The sequence below is a fragment of the Pedobacter jejuensis genome, from assembly GCF_003725795.1.
GTDB lineage: Bacteria > Bacteroidota > Bacteroidia > Sphingobacteriales > Sphingobacteriaceae > Pedobacter > Pedobacter jejuensis.
Genome location: NZ_RBEE01000023.1, coordinates 21426 through 40920 on the forward strand (window position 1 = coordinate 21426; position 19495 = coordinate 40920).

The window sequence follows — 19495 nt, forward strand, 5'->3', positions numbered from 1 at the left end:
TTATTTTTGCTTTAAAGGAATCGTGAAACTAAATACCGATCCTTTTTCTTCTTCACTTTCAACCCAAAGTGTACCAGAGTGTTCTTTTATTATTTGACTACAAACGTATAAACCTACACCAACACCAGGAAATCTTTCTGAGATTTCATCCGCACGGTAAAAGCGTTCAAAGATTCGTTTATGATCTCTTTTGTGTATTCCAACACCAGAATCTGTTACCGATACTTTGCAATATCCAGATAACATGCTTAAATGAATATTTATTCCTTTTTCTATAGGACTATATTTTACAGCATTTGATAATAAATTTATCATAACCTGTTCCAATCTTCCAAAATCACCTTCAACCGTGATATCATCGATGCCTGTTATCGAAATTTTATGCTCAGGAGAACTTTGCTCAAGTACAATTACCGCATCTTCAATTAACTTCCTTAAGCTAAAAGGCTCAAAATTAAACTGAATCTTACCCGATTGCATTCTAGCAACATCCAGTAGATCATGTATTAATCTTTCTAACCGTCCAATAGATTTACCAGCAGTAGCAAAACCTTTTAAGTAAGTAGTATCGTTGTTTCTTTTTGCTATTTTTTCTAATAACTGAAAATTCCCTTTAATGCTAGTTAAAGGCGTTTTCATTTCATGACTGGCAATATTGATAAAGTCTTCCTTTCTGTGCTCAATAGCTTTTCTTTCGGTAATATCTTCTATAGCCAGGAGAATTCTATCTTGATATTTTCCTTTAAGCGTCATTTGCCTAGCGTTCAAAATGAGCATTTTACGTCCAATAGATGCAAATTCATTCTCCATTTCAAACCCTTCGAATGGATTGTTATGAGGCAGAATATTCAACAATAGCTGTCGAAGCTCTGGAATATCCCATTGGCCATTTCCTATCTTAAATAAATGTTCGCCAATAATATCCTGATACCTTTCTCTAAAAAAACTACAAAAATTTTCGTTGGCACTTAAAATCCTTAATTCACTATCTAAAACAATAAGACTTTCTCTAATGGTTTCTACAATAGCTGATAAATAACTTTCGCTTTCTTCTAAGTTATGCGTACGTTCTCTAACTTGTTCATCCAATATCTCCCGTTCCTCTACCAATTCATTTTCGGCATTTACTCTTTTTGTTACATCATTTTGAATACCTATAAAATGCGTAACATTTCCCTGAGGATTTTTTATTGGCGAAATCATAAGTTCATTCCACACCATTCTGCCATCTTTTTTATAATTTCTTAGCAAAACCGTACAATGCTCCCCATTCTTTATCGCAGCTCCTAATAAATTTCTTGATTTTTGATTGCGGTCTTCGCTTTGTAAAAAGCGGCAGTTGTGACCAATAATTTCTTTCTTCGTATATCCGGTTAAATTCTCGAATGCATTATTGCAGTAAATAATTGGCTCATCTGGTTGATTGTGATCTGTTATAACTACACCATTGCTAGATGCATGTAATGCTGCTGCAAATAACCTTAAATCAGCATTTCCAAAATCTGGCAAATTCACTAAAAAGTCTTCCATTTATAAAAACATTTTCTCGGGGTTAACAATTTGGAGTGGTTGTGTTTAACCATTACGCGTAAGATAACTTTAAGCCACCTAGTTTTGTTTAGTAAAATGTGAAATTAATCAAATTAAAAGTAAAATATTCCTAAATGATGTGTGGACAGGTAGTTTTTTAAGTGTACGATAAAATTTCGCCACATCGAAGCACCAAATAATCAACCACACCCTCGTTACCTCCTGATAAATATCAAGAATCTTCTAGAATTTAATCAAAACTTAACCTTTGTTTTTAGGGTTATGTAAGTAAACAAAACAATCATCACCTGTTATTATGAAAACAAAAGATACTGGTAGCGAACCTAAGTTTACCACTAAAACCACAAAAGAAGATTCTCCGGCACTTAACGAACTTTTTAAAGATTCAATAGCTGATTTGTATTGGGCAGAGAATCATTTGGTTAAATCTCTTCCAAAAATGATTTCCGCTGCAACAGCTCCAGAACTTATAAGCGCTATCGAATCACATCTTGAAGAGACCAAAAACCATGTAACCAGGTTAGAGCAAATTTTTGAACTACTTGGAGAAAAGGTAATTGCTAAAAAATGTGATGCCATGGAAGGTCTCACGAAAGAAGCGGAAGGTATTGTAGAATCTACAGAACCTGGAACTGCAACAAGGGATGTAGGAATAATTTTAGCATCGCAAAAAGTTGAACATTATGAAATTGCAAGTTACAATGGCTTGTATCAATTGGCTATAACGCTTGGTTTATCAGATGTTGCAGAGCTTTTAGAACAAACATTGGCTGAAGAAAAACTTGTCGACAATAAATTAGGTGACATCGCCGAAAACGAAATTAATTACAAAGCAGCTGAAGAAGCTTAAAAAATATGGCTAAGAAAACATCCGATAAAAATAGTTCTCCCGCACAGCAAGAGAACGATAAAACCAATAAATTAGAGTCTTTCGTTGCAGATTCTACTGGTCAGTTTATGACAACCAATCATGGTGTAAAAATCAATGACGACCAAAACTCGCTAAAAGCTGGTGATAGAGGCGCAACATTACTCGAAGATTTTATCCTAAGAGAGAAAATCACACACTTTGATCATGAGCGTATTCCTGAACGTGTTGTACATGCAAGAGGTTCGGCCGCACACGGCGTTTTTAAAGTTTACGATGATTTATCAGAAATAACCAAAGCTGCTTTTTTATGTGATACCAGTATTGAAACGCCTGTTTTTGTTCGCTTTTCTACGGTAGCCGGCTCTCGCGGCTCAAGCGATTTAGCTAGAGATGTACGTGGATTTGCCGTCAAGTTTTACACACAGGAAGGTAACTTTGATTTGGTAGGTAATAATATGCCCGTGTTTTTTATTCAGGATGCTATTAAGTTTCCTGATTTGATACATGCAGTAAAACCAGAGCCGGATAACGAAATGCCACAGGCAGCTTCAGCTCATGATACCTTTTGGGATTTTATTTCACAACTTCCAGAATCTGCACACATGATTATGTGGGCAATGAGCGATCGTGCTCTACCAAGAAGTTACCGTATGATGGAAGGTTTTGGTGTACACACTTTCCGTTTTGTAAATGCTGAAGGCGTTTCTAATTTTGTTAAATTCCATTGGAAGCCACTCCTTGGTGTGCATTCGGTTGCTTGGGATGAAGCGCAAAATATCTCTGGTAAAGACCCTGATTTTCATAGAAGAGATTTGTGGGATGCGATTGAAGCAGGTGCTTTTCCGGAGTGGGAATTAGGTGTTCAAATTGTACCAGAAGAGGATGAATTTAAATTTGAGTTTGATTTACTCGACCCAACAAAGCTGATACCTGAAGAACTTGTACCTGTACAACGTATTGGAAAAATGACTTTAAACCGCAATCCGGATAATTTCTTTTCTGAAACGGAACAGGTTGCTTTTCATGTTGGTCATGTTGTTCCAGGAATCGATTTTACTAACGATCCGTTATTACAAGGTAGATTGTTCTCTTATACCGATACACAATTAATTCGTCTTGGCGGACCAAATTTCCACGAAATTCCTATTAACCGACCAGTAGTTCCGGTTCATAATAATCAACGAGATGGTTATATGCGTCAAACCATTAACCGTGGTAAAACCAGTTATGGTCCGAATGCAATTGCAGCCAACGACCCTCAACAAGCCAAGGCACAAGAAGGTGGTTTTGTAAGCTATAATGAAAGAATTGATGCTAAAAAGATACGAGCAAGAAGCAGAAGTTTCTTCGACCATTTTTCACAAGCTCGTCTGTTCTTTAACTCGCAAAGCGATCCTGAAAAAAATCATATTACTGATGCACTAAGTTTCGAACTTGGAAAAGTTAAAGCAGTAGAAATTCGTGAGCGTATGCTTGCAGTACTAGCCGAAATTGATAAAAACTTGGCAGCCGAAGTTGCTTATGCACTAGGATTACACATTCCAAAAATTCCTCTTGAAGAACTAAATAATAGCATTCCGGCTGATGGTGACAGAAATGAATATGCATCTACAAATCCTGAAGGTAGTTTAGCAAAATCAGAAGCATTAAGTATGGCTGGTACGATTAAAGATACCATTCAAACCCGAAAAATTGCAATTTTAGCAGCTGATGGCGTTGATGAAAAATCTTTAAGTAAAGTTAAAGATGAATTAATAGCAGAAGGAGCAGTGGTTCACATTATTGCACCAAAATTAGGCAAAATCATTTCGGAAGGCGATGTAGAAGTTACCGTTGATCAAAGCTTTTTAACTGCTGCATCTGTTTTGTACGATGCTGTTTACGTTCCAGGTGGTGGAAATTCAGTTGCAACGTTAGAAGCAGAGGCAAATGCCGTTCATTTTTTGAATGAAGCTTTTAAACATTGTAAAGCCATTGCAGCCGATGAACAAGCATTACAAGTATTGGAATCAACCTATTTTTATAAAAAACTACCAGCAGAGTATTCTAAAGAAACAGTGCTACGCGAAGGCGTATTGGTTTCGGCAGATATAAAAATCTTAGCTAGTACTTTTATAGAAATGATTGGTATGCACCGTTTCTGGGAAAGAGAAAATCCAAGAAAAATTCCTGCATAATTAATCTGCGTTGCAAATTGATTATGAATTATTTTATTCATTTCAAATCAAATATATATCGAATGCTGTTTACATATAGCATTCGATATATGATTTTACTATCAACCTAACCTAAAATCCTAAAATGGAAAACAATACTAATCTTCCTAAAGTCCCTGAGCAAGTTGTTGGAAGTGAGGTGGATGTTGTAGATGAACGGAAATTTGAACATGACGAAGAAGCCCTGAAAAGATATTTAATATCTTCAGAACGACTTCTGGATATAAATAATTGGGGCAAGTATGCTGGGATTTCAGCTTTTCAATTGATTGATAGTCATGGCGTTCGTGCTCAAAGGCTTGCAGAACAACAAGATTATATCCGCATAGATATTCCAGGGCCAGGAACTAAAGCAGGAATGGGTTATGATTGGGTTAGAATTGAAGAAATAGAACGCAATGATGATGGAAACGAGCGTTACATTTTAATTAGAGTTCGTCCATGTCCGCATCCACTTTCTGATAAAAATGATACCGCACACTTCTTAAAAGACAACGCTACTTCGACGTTTATTGTGAGACAAAGAGGAAATGTAGTTTATGCCGAAGAACATGGCCGTAATGAGTTACCAAATACTAATACAGGCAGTTTGTACGATAAGGGAAGAAACTTTGTAGTTGGTATGGCTGCAAAAATTGGCTTATCCTATCCTCAATGGAGCAGTCTGGTTAAAGGTCTGCTTGCCGATTAAGATGTTTGATATTCTTGAATCATTTGCATTCCAGCTTCATTACCTTGAAGTGCTGCAAATTCCAAAGCAGATTGACCCGTTTTATCCAATATCGTAACGTCTGCATTACTATCTAGAAGCAATTTTAATACATCATTTCTGCCAAACATAGCAGCAAACATTAAGGCAGTTCCGCCGTTTCCATGTTGCAAGTTCAAATCAGCTCCGCTTTCAATCAGCAATTTTGCTATTTCCGCATAACCTTTAAAAGAAACGCCCATCAAAGCTGTATTACCGCCGTTATCAGCATCATTTAAATCTGCTCCTGCTTCTATTAACAATTTAGCAGCTTCATACTGGTTATTGTAACATGCGATTATTAAGGGTGTAAAGCCTTTTTCATCTTTTAGGTTAATATTTGCTTTTTGCAAAATCAGTTCTTTTAATACTTCAATTTCGCCTTTTCTGGCGGCAGGAATTATAAGTTCGTTAATGTTCATGCTTTAATAACCTTAGCTTTTTATAAAAGTTTTAACAGCGTAAAGATTTAGGAATTTCAGAAAATATTTAATAATTATTTTAAATCAAATTTTCTTAAATTTTCCAAATTGCAGGAACTAATTATGGAACAATTAAAACATTGAAACACTTTGCTGGTTCTATTCTAAGCTTTAAATTTTTACTTATCTTTAGAATCATCCCAAAACAATGAAACACTTTGATGCTATAGTTATCGGTGCCGGTCAAGCAGGCGTTCCTTTAGCTAAAAAACTTGCTCAGGCAGGAAAAAAAACCGCTATAATAGAAAAAAGAATAGTTGGTGGCACTTGTATAAATGATGGCTGCACACCAACTAAAGCCATGATTGCTTCCGCAAAAATGGTTTATCAAGCTGGTAAAGCCGATGAATTGGGTGTGAACATCGGTTCGATAAAAGTTGATTTTAAGAAGGTAAAACAGCGTAAAGATGATATTGTAAAGCAGTTTCAACAATCTGCTCAAAAAGGTTTGGAAGAAACTAAAGGTTTAACGCTAATTATGGGAGAAGCCCGGTTTAGCGGCGAAAAAGAAGTTACCATTTTGTTGGGCAATGGGAAAGAAGAAATCATCACTGCCGATTGGATTTTCATCAATACGGGTGCTAAAACCGCAATACCAGATATAGATGGATTGGATGAAGTAGATTTTTTAACTTCTACAACTATTCTTGAGTTAGATAAAATTCCTGATGAGTTGGTCGTAATTGGCGGCAACTACATTGGTTTAGAGTTTGGCCAAATGTTTAGCAGGTTTGGCAGCAAGGTAACCATCATTGAGCAGTCATCCACAATTTTGGCAAGAGAAGATGAAGATGTTTCGGCTTCATTAACCGAAATATTAAAGGATGAAAAAATTGAAATCATAACCAACGCTGTGGTTGAAAAGTTTACATCGCATAAAAAGAATAAAATAGAAGTAGAACTTAAAGCTGATAACACCACCAAAAAGATAACTGCTAGTCATGTTTTAATCGCTACAGGTAGGATACCGCAAACCAAAAATTTAGGCTTAGAGTTTTGTGGCGTAAAAACAGATGAGAAAGGACATATCCTGTTAAACAATAAATTAGAAACAAATGTTAAGGGGATTTTTGCTTTAGGTGATGTTAAAGGTGGACCAGCATTTACGCATATTGCATACAACGATTACACAATTGTTTATCGTAATTTAATCGAAAAAACAAAATACAGCATTAAAAACAGACCAGTACCATATTGCATGTTTACCGACCCACAATTGGGCAGAATTGGTATGTCTGAAAAAGAAGCCAAAGAGAAAAAACTTGATTATAAAGTTGCCTTGTTACCAATGGCTTATGTTGCCCGAGGAATTGAAACCAATGAAACTAAAGGCTTAATGAAAGCGATTGTTGATGCAAAGAGTAAAAAGATATTAGGTGCGGCTATTTTAGCTTCAGAAGGAGGGGAAATTGTATCGGTTTTACAAATGGCAATGGAAGGCGGTATAACGTATGATAAAATTAGATACGGAGTTTTTGCACATCCAACCTATTCAGAATCACTGAATAATCTCTTTATGAAGCTTGATGATTAGAAATGATTGAACTTAAAAATGTTAGTAAGAAGTATGGTGAAACGATAGCCGTAAATCAGGTTTCTTTCGAAGTTAAAGAAAAAGAAAATTTGGTTTTGCTAGGCACAAGTGGTTGTGGTAAAACTACAACGCTAAAAATGATTAACCGACTTATTAATCCTGACGAAGGTGAAATCATTCTCAACGGACAAAATATTATCAATCAAAATACAGAAATTTTAAGAAAAGGAATTGGATATGTTATGCAAAATATAGGCCTTTTTCCACACTATACCGTAGAAGAAAACATCGCGATAGTTCCTAAATTATTAAAGTGGGATAAAAAGAAAATTCAAGACCGGGTGTATGAACTTACCGAGAAACTTCATCTTCCAACAAATTCTCTTAAACTTTTTCCTAACGAATTAAGTGGAGGGCAGCAACAAAGGGTAGGCCTTGCTCGTGCTTTGGTATCAGATCCTGCTGTATTATTAATGGACGAACCCTTTGGTGCGTTAGACAATGTTACAAGAACCAGTATCCGAAAAGAATTTAAAGATTTAGAAGAACTCAAAAGAAAAACCATGGTGATGGTTACGCATGATGTCGAAGAAGCTTTTGAACTTGCCGATAGAATTTGCTTGATGGATAAAGGTAATATTATGCAAATTGGAACGCCCAAAGAGTTGCTTTTTAATCCCGCTAACGATTTTGCAAAAACGTTTTTAGATGGACAACGTTTGGCGTTAGAATTTAAGATTGTCACCATTGAAGACATCTGGGAAATGCTCCCAAATGCAATGCACACTACCAAAAGTTTAAGTGCTAATGTAAGCGTTTGGGATGCAATGGAAAAATTACGCAGCACACAAGCAACGGAACTGCAATTTTCAAACAAGACTCAACAATATAAAAGCGCAAGTTTTGACGAATTAATTAAAGCTTTTAATCAGTATAAAAATTTTACAAAACATGAATGAGCAACAAACGCTGTGGCAATTCATGTCGATGGAATCGGATAAATTGCTTAGCCAAACCGTACAACACATTGGTTTAACGTTTATTTCGCTGTTGTTCGCAATTGCAATAGGTTTGCCTCTAGGGATTTTAATCGCTCGTAGGCGTAAATTATCTGGAATTATTTTAGGCGTTGCAGGCGTTTTACAAACCGTACCAAGCATTGCTTTGCTGGGCTTTATGATTCCAATTTTAGGTATCGGAGCCAAACCTGCAATTGTTGCGCTACTTATTTATGCACTACTCCCAATTATTAGAAATACCTACACCGGCATTATTGGCATTGATAAACACATTATCGAAGCTGCAAAAGCCATGGGGATGAGCAAATCGCAAATTTTATTTAAAGTAGAAATTCCTTTGGCAATGCCTGTTCTTCTTGCAGGAATCCGTACCGCAACCGTAATAAATGTTGGTGTGGCAACGCTGGCATCGTACATTGCTGCTGGTGGTTTGGGCGAGTTTATTTTCGGTGGTATATCGCTCAATAATACCAATATGATTTTGGCTGGTGCTATTCCTGCAGCGCTGCTTGCCATTTTATTGGATGGATTACTTGCGCTAACCCAAAAATTAGATTTTAAAAAACTCAAAAAAGTATTAATCTTTTCTTCCGTTTTTTTAATTTTTTTAACTGCTTTTTACGTTTTGCCCTCGGCTTATGGCTCTGGTTTAAAGGCTGGTTTCACACCAGAATTTATGGGCAGGCAGGATGGCGATTTAGGTTTAAAATCGGCTTATGGATTAAAAATTAAAACCGTTGTAATTAGTGATGCAGTAATGTATAAAGCTGCTTTTTCAAAAGAACTGGATGTAATTAGTGGTTACTCTACTGATGGACGGCTCAAAGCTTTTGGACTAAAAATTCTAAAAGACGATAAAGGAATCTTCCCACCTTATTATGCCGCACCCATTGTAAATCAAGCTTCATTAAGCAAATTCCCCGAATTAGAAGATGTTTTAAATTTATTGGCAGGTAGAATCACCGATTCTGTTATGACCGATTTAAATTATCGAACCGATTATCTTCATCAAACACCAGAAAAAGTAGCGAGAGATTTTTTAGTGAAAGTTGGTTTATATAAATCGCCAAAAGGAGGAGCTGGAGAAACCATTAAAATTGGCTCAAAAATTTTTGGCGAGCAATACATTTTGGCAGAAATTTACAGCATGCTTATAAAAGGAAATACCAATTATCAAGTGGAAACTAAAACCGGTTTAGGTGGCACAAAAATTTGTTTTGATGCTTTGGTTAACAACCAAATCGATTTTTATCCAGAATATACGGGTACCGGATTGTTAGCCATTTTAAAACCCGACAATAAAATTGTTTCGCAAATATCTCACAACAAAGATGAGACGTATAGATATGTAAGTGATGAGTTTAGTAAAAAATATAAGATTAAATGGTTAAAACCAATTGGGTTTAATAATTCTTATGCGTTGATGATGCGACAAAAACAATCCTCAGAAATAGATGTTAATACCATAACAGATCTCAAGAACTATCTCGATAAAAATTAATGAATCTTGCTGAAAAATACCTAAGCATAAGAAAACATGCTGAACAACTTTGTGAGCCTTTACAAATAGAGGATTACGTAGTTCAACCTGTTGTAGATGTTAGTCCGCCGAAATGGCATTTAGGGCATACCACATGGTTTTTCGAAACCTTTATTTTAAAACCATACTCAACTTCTTACCAGGTTTTTAACGAAGATTACAATTACGTATTTAACAGTTATTACGAAACCGTAGGCAATCGTGTTATTCGTACCGATAGAGGAAACTTGAGTAGACCAAGCGTAAATGAAGTGTATCAATACCGCCATTATGTAGATGATGCAATGGTATCGTTTCTTTCCACAGAAATATCATCAGAAGTGCTTGAATTAGTAATTTTGGGTTTCAACCACGAGCAACAACATCAAGAATTACTGCTAACAGATATAAAATTTATTCTTGGCAATAATCCACTTTTCCCAGTTTACGATTCAAATAAAAAGGAAACTATATCAGAGCATATCAACAACGCTAATATGCTTACCGTTTCCGAAGGCATTTATGAAATCGGCTATGATGGAAATGATTTTTGCTTCGATAATGAGTTAAACCGACATAAAGTTTATTTAAACGAATTTGAAATCTGTTCTAATTTGGTTTCAAATGAATCGTATTTAGATTTTATAAATGATGGAGGTTATCAAAATTTTAATTTTTGGCATGCTGAAGGTTGGGATTGGGTAAATACCAACAAGATTAATGCACCAATGTACTGGCATTTAATTGATGTTAAGTGGATGAATTATACACTTCAAGGTTTAAAAGAAATCAATCTAAATGAGCCTGTAACCCATATTAGTTATTACGAAGCTTATGCTTTTGCAAGTTGGAAAGGATTGCGATTACCAACAGAATTTGAATGGGAAATAGCAGCAAAAAACTTTAACTGGGGCGAGCGGTGGGAGTGGACCGAAAGTGCTTACTTGCCATATCCAGGTTTTAGTAAAGCTCCAGGTGCAATTGGAGAATACAATGGAAAGTTTATGGTAAACCAAAAAGTGTTACGTGGTTCATCAATCGCTACACCTGCAGAACATAGTCGCATAACATACAGAAATTTTTTTCACTCACATTTAAGATGGCAATACACAGGCATTCGTCTTGCTAAATAGAAATTTATGATGCTTACAACAGAAAAAACCACAGTAAATAATACTCAATTTTTGAAAGAAACTTTGGCAGGATTAAATGCCGAGCCAAAGCGAATGTTTTCAAAATACTTTTACGATGAAACTGGCGACCATATCTTTCAGCAGATTATGGATATGGAAGAATATTACCTTACCAATGCTGAAATGGAAATTATGCAATACCAGGCAAACAGCATTGCAAACGTAATTTCTGTTGATAATGAAGCTTTTGATTTAATTGAATTAGGCGCTGGTGATGCAACAAAATCCATTCATTTGCTGAAAACACTCCTTGATAAAAACCTGAATTTCAAATATTATCCTATTGATTTTTCGGAGCATGTAATAAACGATTTGGACGCGAATTTGCCTGAAAAGCTTCCTGAATTAACATTTGAAGGTTTGAATGGCGACTATTTCGATATGCTTAAAAAGGCTGCAGAGATTTCGGATAGGAAAAAAGTTGTTTTGTTTATGGGAGCAAACATTGGCAATATGAATGTTAGTGAAGCCCGAGAATTCTGCTTAAGCCTCAAACAATTGTTATCTCCTGATGATATTCTGATTATAGGTTTTGATTTGAAAAAAAATCCACAGCAAATATTAGCAGCCTATAACGATAAAGCAGGCATTACTCGTTCGTTTAATTTGAATTTACTTAGCCGAATTAACCGCGAACTTGATGGAAACTTTGATGTAAGTGCCTTTGAACATTACGCCAATTACGACCCAGAAACTGGCTCATGCAAAAGCTATCTAATTAGTTTAAAAAATCAAATCGTAAATATTGGTAGCAATGCAATTCATTTCTCAGAGAATGAATTTATTATGATGGAAATTTCACAAAAGTACTCACTAAACGAGATTGATGAACTTGCGCAATCATCAGGTTTTCAATTGATAAACTCTTTTACCGACCAACAAAACTATTTTGTTGATGCAGTGTGGAAAGTTGGCTAATTAATCCAAAACACCCAATAAAGAGTTTAAATCTTCTTCTGTATTGTAAAAATTAAAAGAAATACGCGTTCCGGCACCTCTTGGCGAACATAAAATCTTTTCGGCAATTAGCTTATCAACTGTTTGTTTATCAAGTGGTAAACTCATAATAGAAGATTGTTCTTTTCGCTCCACCATCCAATCTGTAAGCAATCCTTTTTGGTGCAAAGCTCTTCTGGCTTGGTTTGCCAGGTTTGCTGTAGTTTTTTCAATTGAGTTTAAGCCAATCTCGTTTAGATATTTAACACCCTCGTTTAATGTTCCAAAACTTAAGCTATCTAAATGTCCGGGTTCTAAACTAAGCGATAAATAATCTCTGCCGCTTAAAAATGGTGCAGATGGCAATGCAGAATGCTTTCTGTTTTCGTAAAGTACTTCTTTAACTTTATCTGATAAGAAAATGTATCCGTTTCCATAACCGCCTAAAAGCCATTTATAGCCACTACCTATCAAAACATCTAATCCCGATTGCTCGAAATTAAACTCAGCAGTACCCAAAAATTGTGTACCATCAGCAATCAAAATCAAATCGGGGAAATTAGCTTTTAAATTTTTGATAAAATCACTTTGCATTTTCAAACCGCTGATGTATTGAACCATGCTAAATGCAAATACGGTCGGTTTAAATTTTTCGATGGCATTTAATATGTTTTCTTCAAGATTAGCATCAATTGCCACCTCTAAAAACTCAAATCCTCTGCTCGTAACCGGATAACTTACTGATGGGTAATCTTCTTGCAGCAATAAAAAACGGTGATTTCCAGCCAATCCATTTAAAATAGCATTAAATCCACTCGAAAAATTCTGATTTAAATAGGTATTATCTTTCTTGGACGAAAAGCTTTCGGAAAGATTTAGTCTTAAATCTTCCATAACTTTTAAATTATTGGCTCTAAAGGTACTTCCACCTTCAATAAATTCAGCATCATGTTGCTTACGCCAATTGGCAATTTCTACAGATAATAATCCTGAATTTGCTGTATTCAAGTAAACGCAATTTTTAAGAATCGGGAAGTTTTCGCTAAACGTCATCCTCAAAAATAAATAAATAACTCTAGCATAAGAATTATAATTTATAAGTGCTTTAAGGTTAATTTAAGAATAAGAAATCCTTTAAATGCAGTTCATTTCTACTTCAGAGGTAAAACTAAGTTAATCATAGGTTCACATAAGGGCGATAGCTTTGCCCCATTCTAAGGAACCAAGGAAATTAAACTAAAACGGTTTAGGCCGATAACTAATTTTTAACAAATGAAAAAACCTTTACTGCTAATGCGGAAGCTTTTGCTTTGTACTTCTATTGCATGCCTTCTACAAAACAATGTTTTAGCCGCCCCAATTGTTGCGGCAAAACTGAATCATCCTGAGTTTGAAGCTAAAAATCAGGAAACCGGAACCATCAGCGGAAAAATTGTTGATGAAAAGGGAGAGTCGCTTCCAGGAGCAAGCATTTTGATTAAGGAATTAAACAAAGTTGTTCAAAGTAATCCAGACGGTAGTTTTAGCATCACTGCTCCAGCTGGTACATACAACATTCAAGTAAGTTTTGTGTCTTACACCACCGTCACTTTAGGTAAAATTGTAGTTAAAGCTAAAGAAACTACACCTTTAAATGTAACGTTAAAAGGCGAAACGGGTAGTTTAAATGAAGTACTTATTGTTGGTTATGGTACACAGAAAAGAGAAAATGCAACTGGTGCTGTAGATCAGATTACTTCCAAAAATTTAGAAAACAGACCAATTACCAACCTAACTCAAGGCTTGCAAGGCTTGTTGCCCAACCTAAATCTAAAAATGTTGGATGGTAAGCCAAATCAATCTCCAAATTATAATATTCGTGGTACCACTTCTATCGGTCAGGGTGGAAGTGCGTTAGTTTTAATTGATGGCTTTGAAGGCGACCCCAGCTTATTAAATCCGAATGATGTAGAAAGTGTTACGATTCTAAAAGATGCAGCTTCTGCAGCAATTTATGGTGCAAGAGGCGTTTTTGGAGTGGTATTGATTACAACAAAAAAACCAGAGAAGGGTCGTACAAGCATATTTTATTCAAGCAATTACGCCATTAAAAGTCCATTACAAGTTCCCGATTTTGTAACCGATGGTTATACCTGGGCAAAAATGTTTGCAGAGGCATTTGTAAACGGAGATGGAGCCTTCCCTCAAAATGCCAATAAAACACAGAAATTTTCTCAGGCTTATCTTGATGAATTTAAGCGACGAGCAGAATCTGGTCAGCCTTACAACGAGGTTGAGGTAAACCCTACAACAGGAGAATATACTTATTATGGCAATACAGATTACTATGCCGAACTATATAAAAAGAATACTGCAGCAACAGAAAACAATCTTTCTGTAAGTGGTGGTAGTGAGAAGGTATCATTTTTAATATCAGGTCGATACTTAAATCAGGATGGATTGTTTAGGTATAACAGTGACGATTACGACATGAAAAACATCAGGGCAAGAGGTTCTGTACAGGTTTTTCCATGGTTAAGTATCGAAAACAATGCCGATTATTCCGTTTCAAATTACCACAATCCCATTAACGTTGGTGAAGGTGGTGGCATTTGGAGAAATATTGCAGATGAAGGTAAACCAACCATGCCAATTTATAATCCTGATGGTTCTTTAACTTTTGCTGCGGCTTATACCGTGGGCGATTTTATTTACGGAAAAAATGGTATCGATACCCGCAAGCAAATTTTTAGAAATATTAGCGGTATAAGAACTAAATTTTTTGATAACAAATTTCGTATAAATGCCGATTTTACTTTCCGTAATACCAATAACGATATCGAACAAAAACGAGTTCAGGTACCTTACAGCAGCTTTCGTGGTGTAACATCTTTCGTTGGTACAACAACCAACGACTTGTTATTTGATAAACGTGAAACCCAGTACATAGCAACCAATGTTTTTGCAGAATACGAAAATCGATTTGGTACCAATCACTATTTAAAAGCAATGGTTGGTTACAATTACGAACAATCTACCTACAACCGAGTTGCCGTACAGCGTAACGGAATTATTTTCGAAGATGCTACAGATTTAAATCTTGCTGTTGGTCAAGCTGTTACAACCGGTGGTGGTTACGAGCAATGGGCTATTTTGGGTGGATTTTCACGATTGAATTATTCATTTAAAGATCGTTATTTATTAGAGGTTAATGCCAGATATGATGGTTCTTCTAAATTTCCTGCCAATCAGCGTTATGGATTTTTTCCATCTGTATCAGCAGGTTGGAGAGTTAATAAAGAAGGCTTTTGGAATGTATCAGATAAAATTATTTCTGATTTAAAAATCAGAGGTTCTTATGGCTCACTTGGAAATGGAAACATTGCGTCTTATGCCTTCCAGGAAATTTTTAACATCAGCCAGTCGGGCGTAATTTTAAACGGTGTTAAACCACCAATCACCAGAATTCCGGCAGTATTGCCTGATGGTTTAACCTGGGAGACTTCTACAACAACCAACGTTGGTTTAGATTTAACCATGCTTTCTGGTCGTTTAAGTTTTAATGGTGATGCTTACATTCGCAAAACTACGGATATGTTTACCTTCGGACTAACACCTCCTGCCGTGTTCGGTGCTGATGTTCCTAAAGGAAACTATGCCGATTTAACTACACGAGGATGGGAAGTTTCAATAGGCTGGAACGATAAAATTGGCAAATCTGAAAGGCCTTTCAGCTATAACGTAAGGTTAACGCTTGCCGATAATAAAACCAAAATTGATAAATATAACAATCCCGATAAATTGCTAAGCGATTATTATGAAGGACAAACCTTAGGTGATATTTGGGGCTACGAAACAGAAGGATTTTTTATTGATGATGCAGATATTGCTGCTCATGCCAAGCAAGATCCTCAAATGCGTGCTTCTCCAACTGGTAAATGGTTTCCTGGCGATATTAAACTAAAAGATTTAAATGGTGACGGTTTTATCAACGTTGGCGAAAATAAAGTAGGTAAATCTGGCGATAGAAGAATCATTGGTAATTCAGCACCAAGGTATCTTTATGGCATTAACTTAGGTGCAGATTGGCACGATTTCTCTTTCTCTGTTTTCTTTCAGGGTGTAGGTAAGCAACAATGGTATCCAAGTACAGAAACTGAAATGTTTTGGGGACAATACAACAGACCATACAACAATATTCCAACTTTCCATTTAGGAAACATGTGGACGCCTCAAAACACAGACGCCTATTTCCCGCGTACAATGTCCCGAGCCGCATCTAGCAATACCAATCGTACGCTTGGTGTAGCACAAACCCGATATCTTCAGAATGTAGCCTATATCCGAATGAAGAATATCCAGGTTGGTTATACACTTCCAACAAGATGGGTTAACAAAGTTGGTGTACGTACGGCAAAAGTATTTTTCTCTGGCGAAAATCTGTTTACGTACTCTCCGATGTACAAAATCGTAAAAAATACAATTGATGTTGAAAATGCGGTGCCGTCTGATCAGGATTTAAATCCGAACAGCACCAATGGAGATGGGTATAATTATCCGATGTTGAAAAGCTACGCATTTGGAGTAAACATTGGATTTTAAGGTTATTGAACACAAAAAAATGATTAAGATGAAAAAACAATATATATGGATATTGCTGGGTTGCCTGAGTTTGGCAGCCTGCAAAAAGCTCGATCAGAAACCAGAATCAACGGCATCTAAAGAAGCTGTATTTGGTACCGAAAACGGCCTAAAACTCTACACGAATTCTTTTTACAATATGGATTTTTTGCCAAAAAATTCTACCAGTTTGGATGCAATGTCGGATTATTTGGCTGTTAGATCTGTGCCGGATTTTGTACGTGAAGGTGGTTTTGCTGCCAACAACAGCTCTGGCTGGACCTGGAGAGATTTGCGAAATATAAATTACTTTATTGAAAACTGTAAAGACCCTGCCGTACCTGCTGTTGTTCGTAATAACTACATAGGTTTAGCACGTTATTTCAGGGCTTATTTTTACATGGAAAAAGTTAAACGCTTTGGCGATGTGCCTTGGATAGGTAAACCGCTTGATGTTGATGATCCATCGCTTTTTGCGGGTAGAGATAAGCGAGAATTGGTTATGGATTCGGTTTTAGCTGATATTAACTTCGCCTGTGCAAATATTACAACTACGAATGACGCAAGCCGTACCACAATTACAAAATGGGTTGCTTATGCTTATAAATCAAGGTTGTGCTTGTTTGAAGGAACATTTAGAAAATATCAAACCGAATTAAATTTAGGTTCAACAGCAAATAAATGGTTAGAAGAATCTGCATCTGCTGCAGAGCAAATTATAAAAAATGGTGGTTTTTCTTTAAATACAGCAGGCGGACCAGGTGTTTCTTATCGTCAGGTTTTTACCAGCAATACGCCTGTAGCAAATGAGGTTTTACAATCTGCCGTTGCCGATTTAAATCTTGGTGTATTAAGTGACGCCAATTGGTGGTGGACCAGCGGAACCTACGGGGCAAAAGCAAGTTTTACACGTACCTTCATAAATACCTACTTAAAGCTTGATGGAACGCCATACACAAATGACCCATCATACCGAACGCAATTGTTCAAAGATGAAGTAAAAAACCGCGATTTAAGGTTAAAACAAACCATCCGTTTAGGGGACTATAAAAGAATTACAAGCGGTCAGCTGGTTCCGGCACCACCAGTTTTTTCTTATACATTTACTGGCTATCAACCTATAAAATTGACACTTGATGATACTTATTTTGATGCAGGTGCATTAAATACGAATGCCGTTTCGTTATTCCGTTATGCAGAAGTGTTATTAAATTATGCTGAGGCTAAAGCAGAATTAGGCACATTAACTGATGCCGATTGGGCAATAACCGTTGGTGCTTTAAGATCAAGAGCAGGGATTACCGGTGGCTTAACTACAAGACCAACTGTTGCCGATCCATACTTAACAACAAATTATTTCCCTGGAATTACAAACGCTGCTTTGTTAGAAATTAGGAGAGAGCGTGGCATAGAATTAAGTTTAGAAGGATTTCGTTTTTCTGATTTGTTGAGATGGAAACGTGGACCACTAATGGAGCAGGAGTGGAATGGTTTCTATGTGCCAGCTTTAAACACACCGCTTGATTTGAATGAAGATGGGATTTTAGATGTTGCTTTTTATCAAGGAACCCGACCAACACCAGCCGTTGCAGGCGTTACATATGTTGATGTTTCGGCAACAGTTGGTGCAGCAATTAATTCGCAGCTTTTAAAAAATGGTTCATCTGGTGAATTGACATGGATGAAAGAAATACCAAGAAAATGGCTGGAAAGAAATTATTATTACCCAATTCCGTTAAATGATTTACAGCGTAATCCAAATTTGAAACAAAATAATGGCTGGTAAATTCTAAAGAAACGTAGTCATGAAATTTAAAGTACAAACAATAATTTCATCACTGCTTTTCAATTTGACAAATTCCATTCTCGAATGAAGTAGCTTAATTTAAAAACTATATCAATGAAACTAAAAATATGGTCTGTAGCAGTTTTGCTATTTATTGCTTCTAATGTAGCTGAAGCTCAAAATTTAATCGTTGGAACTTTTAATATCAGATTCGATAATCCAAAAGATAGTGGTAATTTGTGGGTAAACCGAGCGTCAATTGTTGCAAATCTCATCCGCTTTCATCAATTTGATGTTCTTGGTGTGCAAGAAGGACTAAAAAATCAACTCGACGATATCAGTACCGCATTACCAGAGTATGCAAGGTATGGCAAAGGTAGAGATGATGGAAAAGATGCAGGAGAACATTCTGCTATTTATTATAAAAAAGATCGTTTTAAACTCATTAAAAGCGGAGATTTCTGGCTTTCTGAAACACCAGATGTTCCTGGAAAAGGTTGGGATGCGACGTGCTGCAACCGTATTTGTTCGTGGGTTTACCTTGAAGATTTAACAACTAAAAAGCAATTTTACACTTTCAATGTTCATTTCGATCATCAAGGCGTTGTGGCTCGTAAAGAAAGCAGTAAACTAATACTAAAAAAGATTAATGAAATTGCCGGCAATAAGCCAGTTTTGCTTACAGGAGATTTAAATGGCGGTAGAGATAGCGAATGGTATAGAGCCATTGCAAATTCGGATGTTTTGATTGATGTGAACAGCAAAGTTAAATTCCCGTATGCAAATAACTCATCTTCAAATGGTTTTGGAATGCCGAGAGGTAACTCCGTTATCGATCATATTTTTATGAGCAAATAGTTTGAAGCAAGCAGATAGGGAATTTTAACAGATACCTATTTTGGTAAATTTCCTTCAGATCATTTTCCGGTTTTAGCCGAAGTTGAACTTAAGTAATTTGTAAAATGCATTTTTGCAAGCAATTGTAGTTTAACTCATTATAGTTATTTTATGCCTCTTGTGGTTTAATTTACAAGAGGCATA

Annotated in this window: 14 protein-coding genes; 11 read left to right on the forward strand and 3 right to left on the reverse strand. The window is 36.2% G+C overall.

Annotated elements, in window-relative coordinates:
• A complete protein-coding gene (locus tag D7004_RS11025) occupies positions 1-1530 on the reverse strand; it encodes a PAS domain-containing sensor histidine kinase (RefSeq protein ID WP_123205919.1) in 1530 nt (509 codons plus the stop codon).
• Positions 1531-1846: 316 nt separating this feature from the next.
• Here D7004_RS11025 and D7004_RS11030 point away from each other — a divergent pair, with 316 nt between their 5' ends.
• The 3 genes from D7004_RS11030 (at position 1847) to D7004_RS11040 (ending at position 5329) form a co-directional block, all read left to right on the forward strand.
• A complete protein-coding gene (locus D7004_RS11030) occupies positions 1847-2401 on the forward strand; it encodes a YciE/YciF ferroxidase family protein (protein WP_123205920.1) in 555 nt (184 codons plus the stop codon).
• A 5-nt stretch (positions 2402-2406) separates the two neighbouring features.
• Positions 2407-4599 (forward strand): catalase, encoded by a 2193-nt coding sequence (locus tag D7004_RS11035; RefSeq protein WP_123205921.1) that lies wholly within the window; start codon positions 2407-2409, stop codon positions 4597-4599.
• Between the two features lie 124 nt (positions 4600-4723).
• Positions 4724-5329 (forward strand): hypothetical protein, encoded by a 606-nt coding sequence (locus tag D7004_RS11040; protein ID WP_123205922.1) that lies wholly within the window; start codon positions 4724-4726, stop codon positions 5327-5329.
• On the opposite strand, the gene D7004_RS11045 is transcribed toward D7004_RS11040, so the two are convergent.
• A complete protein-coding gene (locus tag D7004_RS11045; protein WP_123205923.1) occupies positions 5326-5808 on the reverse strand; it encodes an ankyrin repeat domain-containing protein in 483 nt (160 codons plus the stop codon). The two genes, D7004_RS11040 and D7004_RS11045, sit on opposite strands and share 4 nt — an antisense overlap.
• Positions 5809-6016: 208 nt before the next feature.
• Between D7004_RS11045 and D7004_RS11050 the strand changes: the two genes are divergently transcribed.
• The 5 genes from D7004_RS11050 to D7004_RS11070 are packed head-to-tail and all read left to right on the forward strand — an operon-like array spanning position 6017 to position 12051.
• The gene (locus D7004_RS11050; RefSeq protein ID WP_123205924.1) at positions 6017-7402 is read left to right on the forward strand and encodes a mercuric reductase; all 1386 of its coding nucleotides are present in this window, start codon (positions 6017-6019) and stop codon (positions 7400-7402) included.
• 2 nt (positions 7403-7404) lie between these two features.
• Positions 7405-8361 (forward strand): ABC transporter ATP-binding protein, encoded by a 957-nt coding sequence (locus D7004_RS11055; RefSeq protein ID WP_123205925.1) that lies wholly within the window; start codon positions 7405-7407, stop codon positions 8359-8361.
• Positions 8354-9922, forward strand: a complete 1569-nt coding sequence (locus D7004_RS11060) for an ABC transporter permease/substrate-binding protein (protein ID WP_123205926.1) — start codon at positions 8354-8356, stop codon at positions 9920-9922. The genes D7004_RS11055 and D7004_RS11060 overlap by 8 nt, the downstream gene beginning before the upstream one ends.
• The gene (gene egtB / locus D7004_RS11065) at positions 9922-11073 is read left to right on the forward strand and encodes an ergothioneine biosynthesis protein EgtB (RefSeq protein ID WP_123205927.1); all 1152 of its coding nucleotides are present in this window, start codon (positions 9922-9924) and stop codon (positions 11071-11073) included. The genes D7004_RS11060 and egtB overlap by 1 nt, the downstream gene beginning before the upstream one ends.
• Before the next feature lie 6 nt (positions 11074-11079).
• Positions 11080-12051 carry an L-histidine N(alpha)-methyltransferase gene (locus D7004_RS11070; RefSeq protein WP_123205928.1) on the forward strand — a complete coding sequence of 324 codons (972 nt, stop codon included), beginning with the start codon at positions 11080-11082 and terminating at the stop codon, positions 12049-12051.
• On the opposite strand, the gene D7004_RS11075 is transcribed toward D7004_RS11070, so the two are convergent.
• A complete protein-coding gene (locus tag D7004_RS11075; protein ID WP_244214300.1) occupies positions 12052-13077 on the reverse strand; it encodes an aminotransferase class V-fold PLP-dependent enzyme in 1026 nt (341 codons plus the stop codon).
• Positions 13078-13341: 264 nt separating this feature from the next.
• Between D7004_RS11075 and D7004_RS11080 the strand changes: the two genes are divergently transcribed.
• From D7004_RS11080 to D7004_RS11090, 3 genes are all read left to right on the forward strand, one after another.
• Positions 13342-16650, forward strand: coding sequence for a SusC/RagA family TonB-linked outer membrane protein (locus D7004_RS11080; RefSeq protein WP_244214301.1), 3309 nt, complete (start codon positions 13342-13344; stop codon positions 16648-16650).
• 28 nt (positions 16651-16678) lie between these two features.
• Entirely contained in the window at positions 16679-18454 is a 1776-nt protein-coding gene (locus D7004_RS11085; protein ID WP_123206400.1) for a RagB/SusD family nutrient uptake outer membrane protein, read from the forward strand.
• A 114-nt stretch (positions 18455-18568) separates the two neighbouring features.
• Positions 18569-19312, forward strand: coding sequence for an endonuclease/exonuclease/phosphatase family protein (locus tag D7004_RS11090; RefSeq protein WP_244214302.1), 744 nt, complete (start codon positions 18569-18571; stop codon positions 19310-19312).
• The last annotated feature ends 183 nt before the right edge of the window (positions 19313-19495 follow it).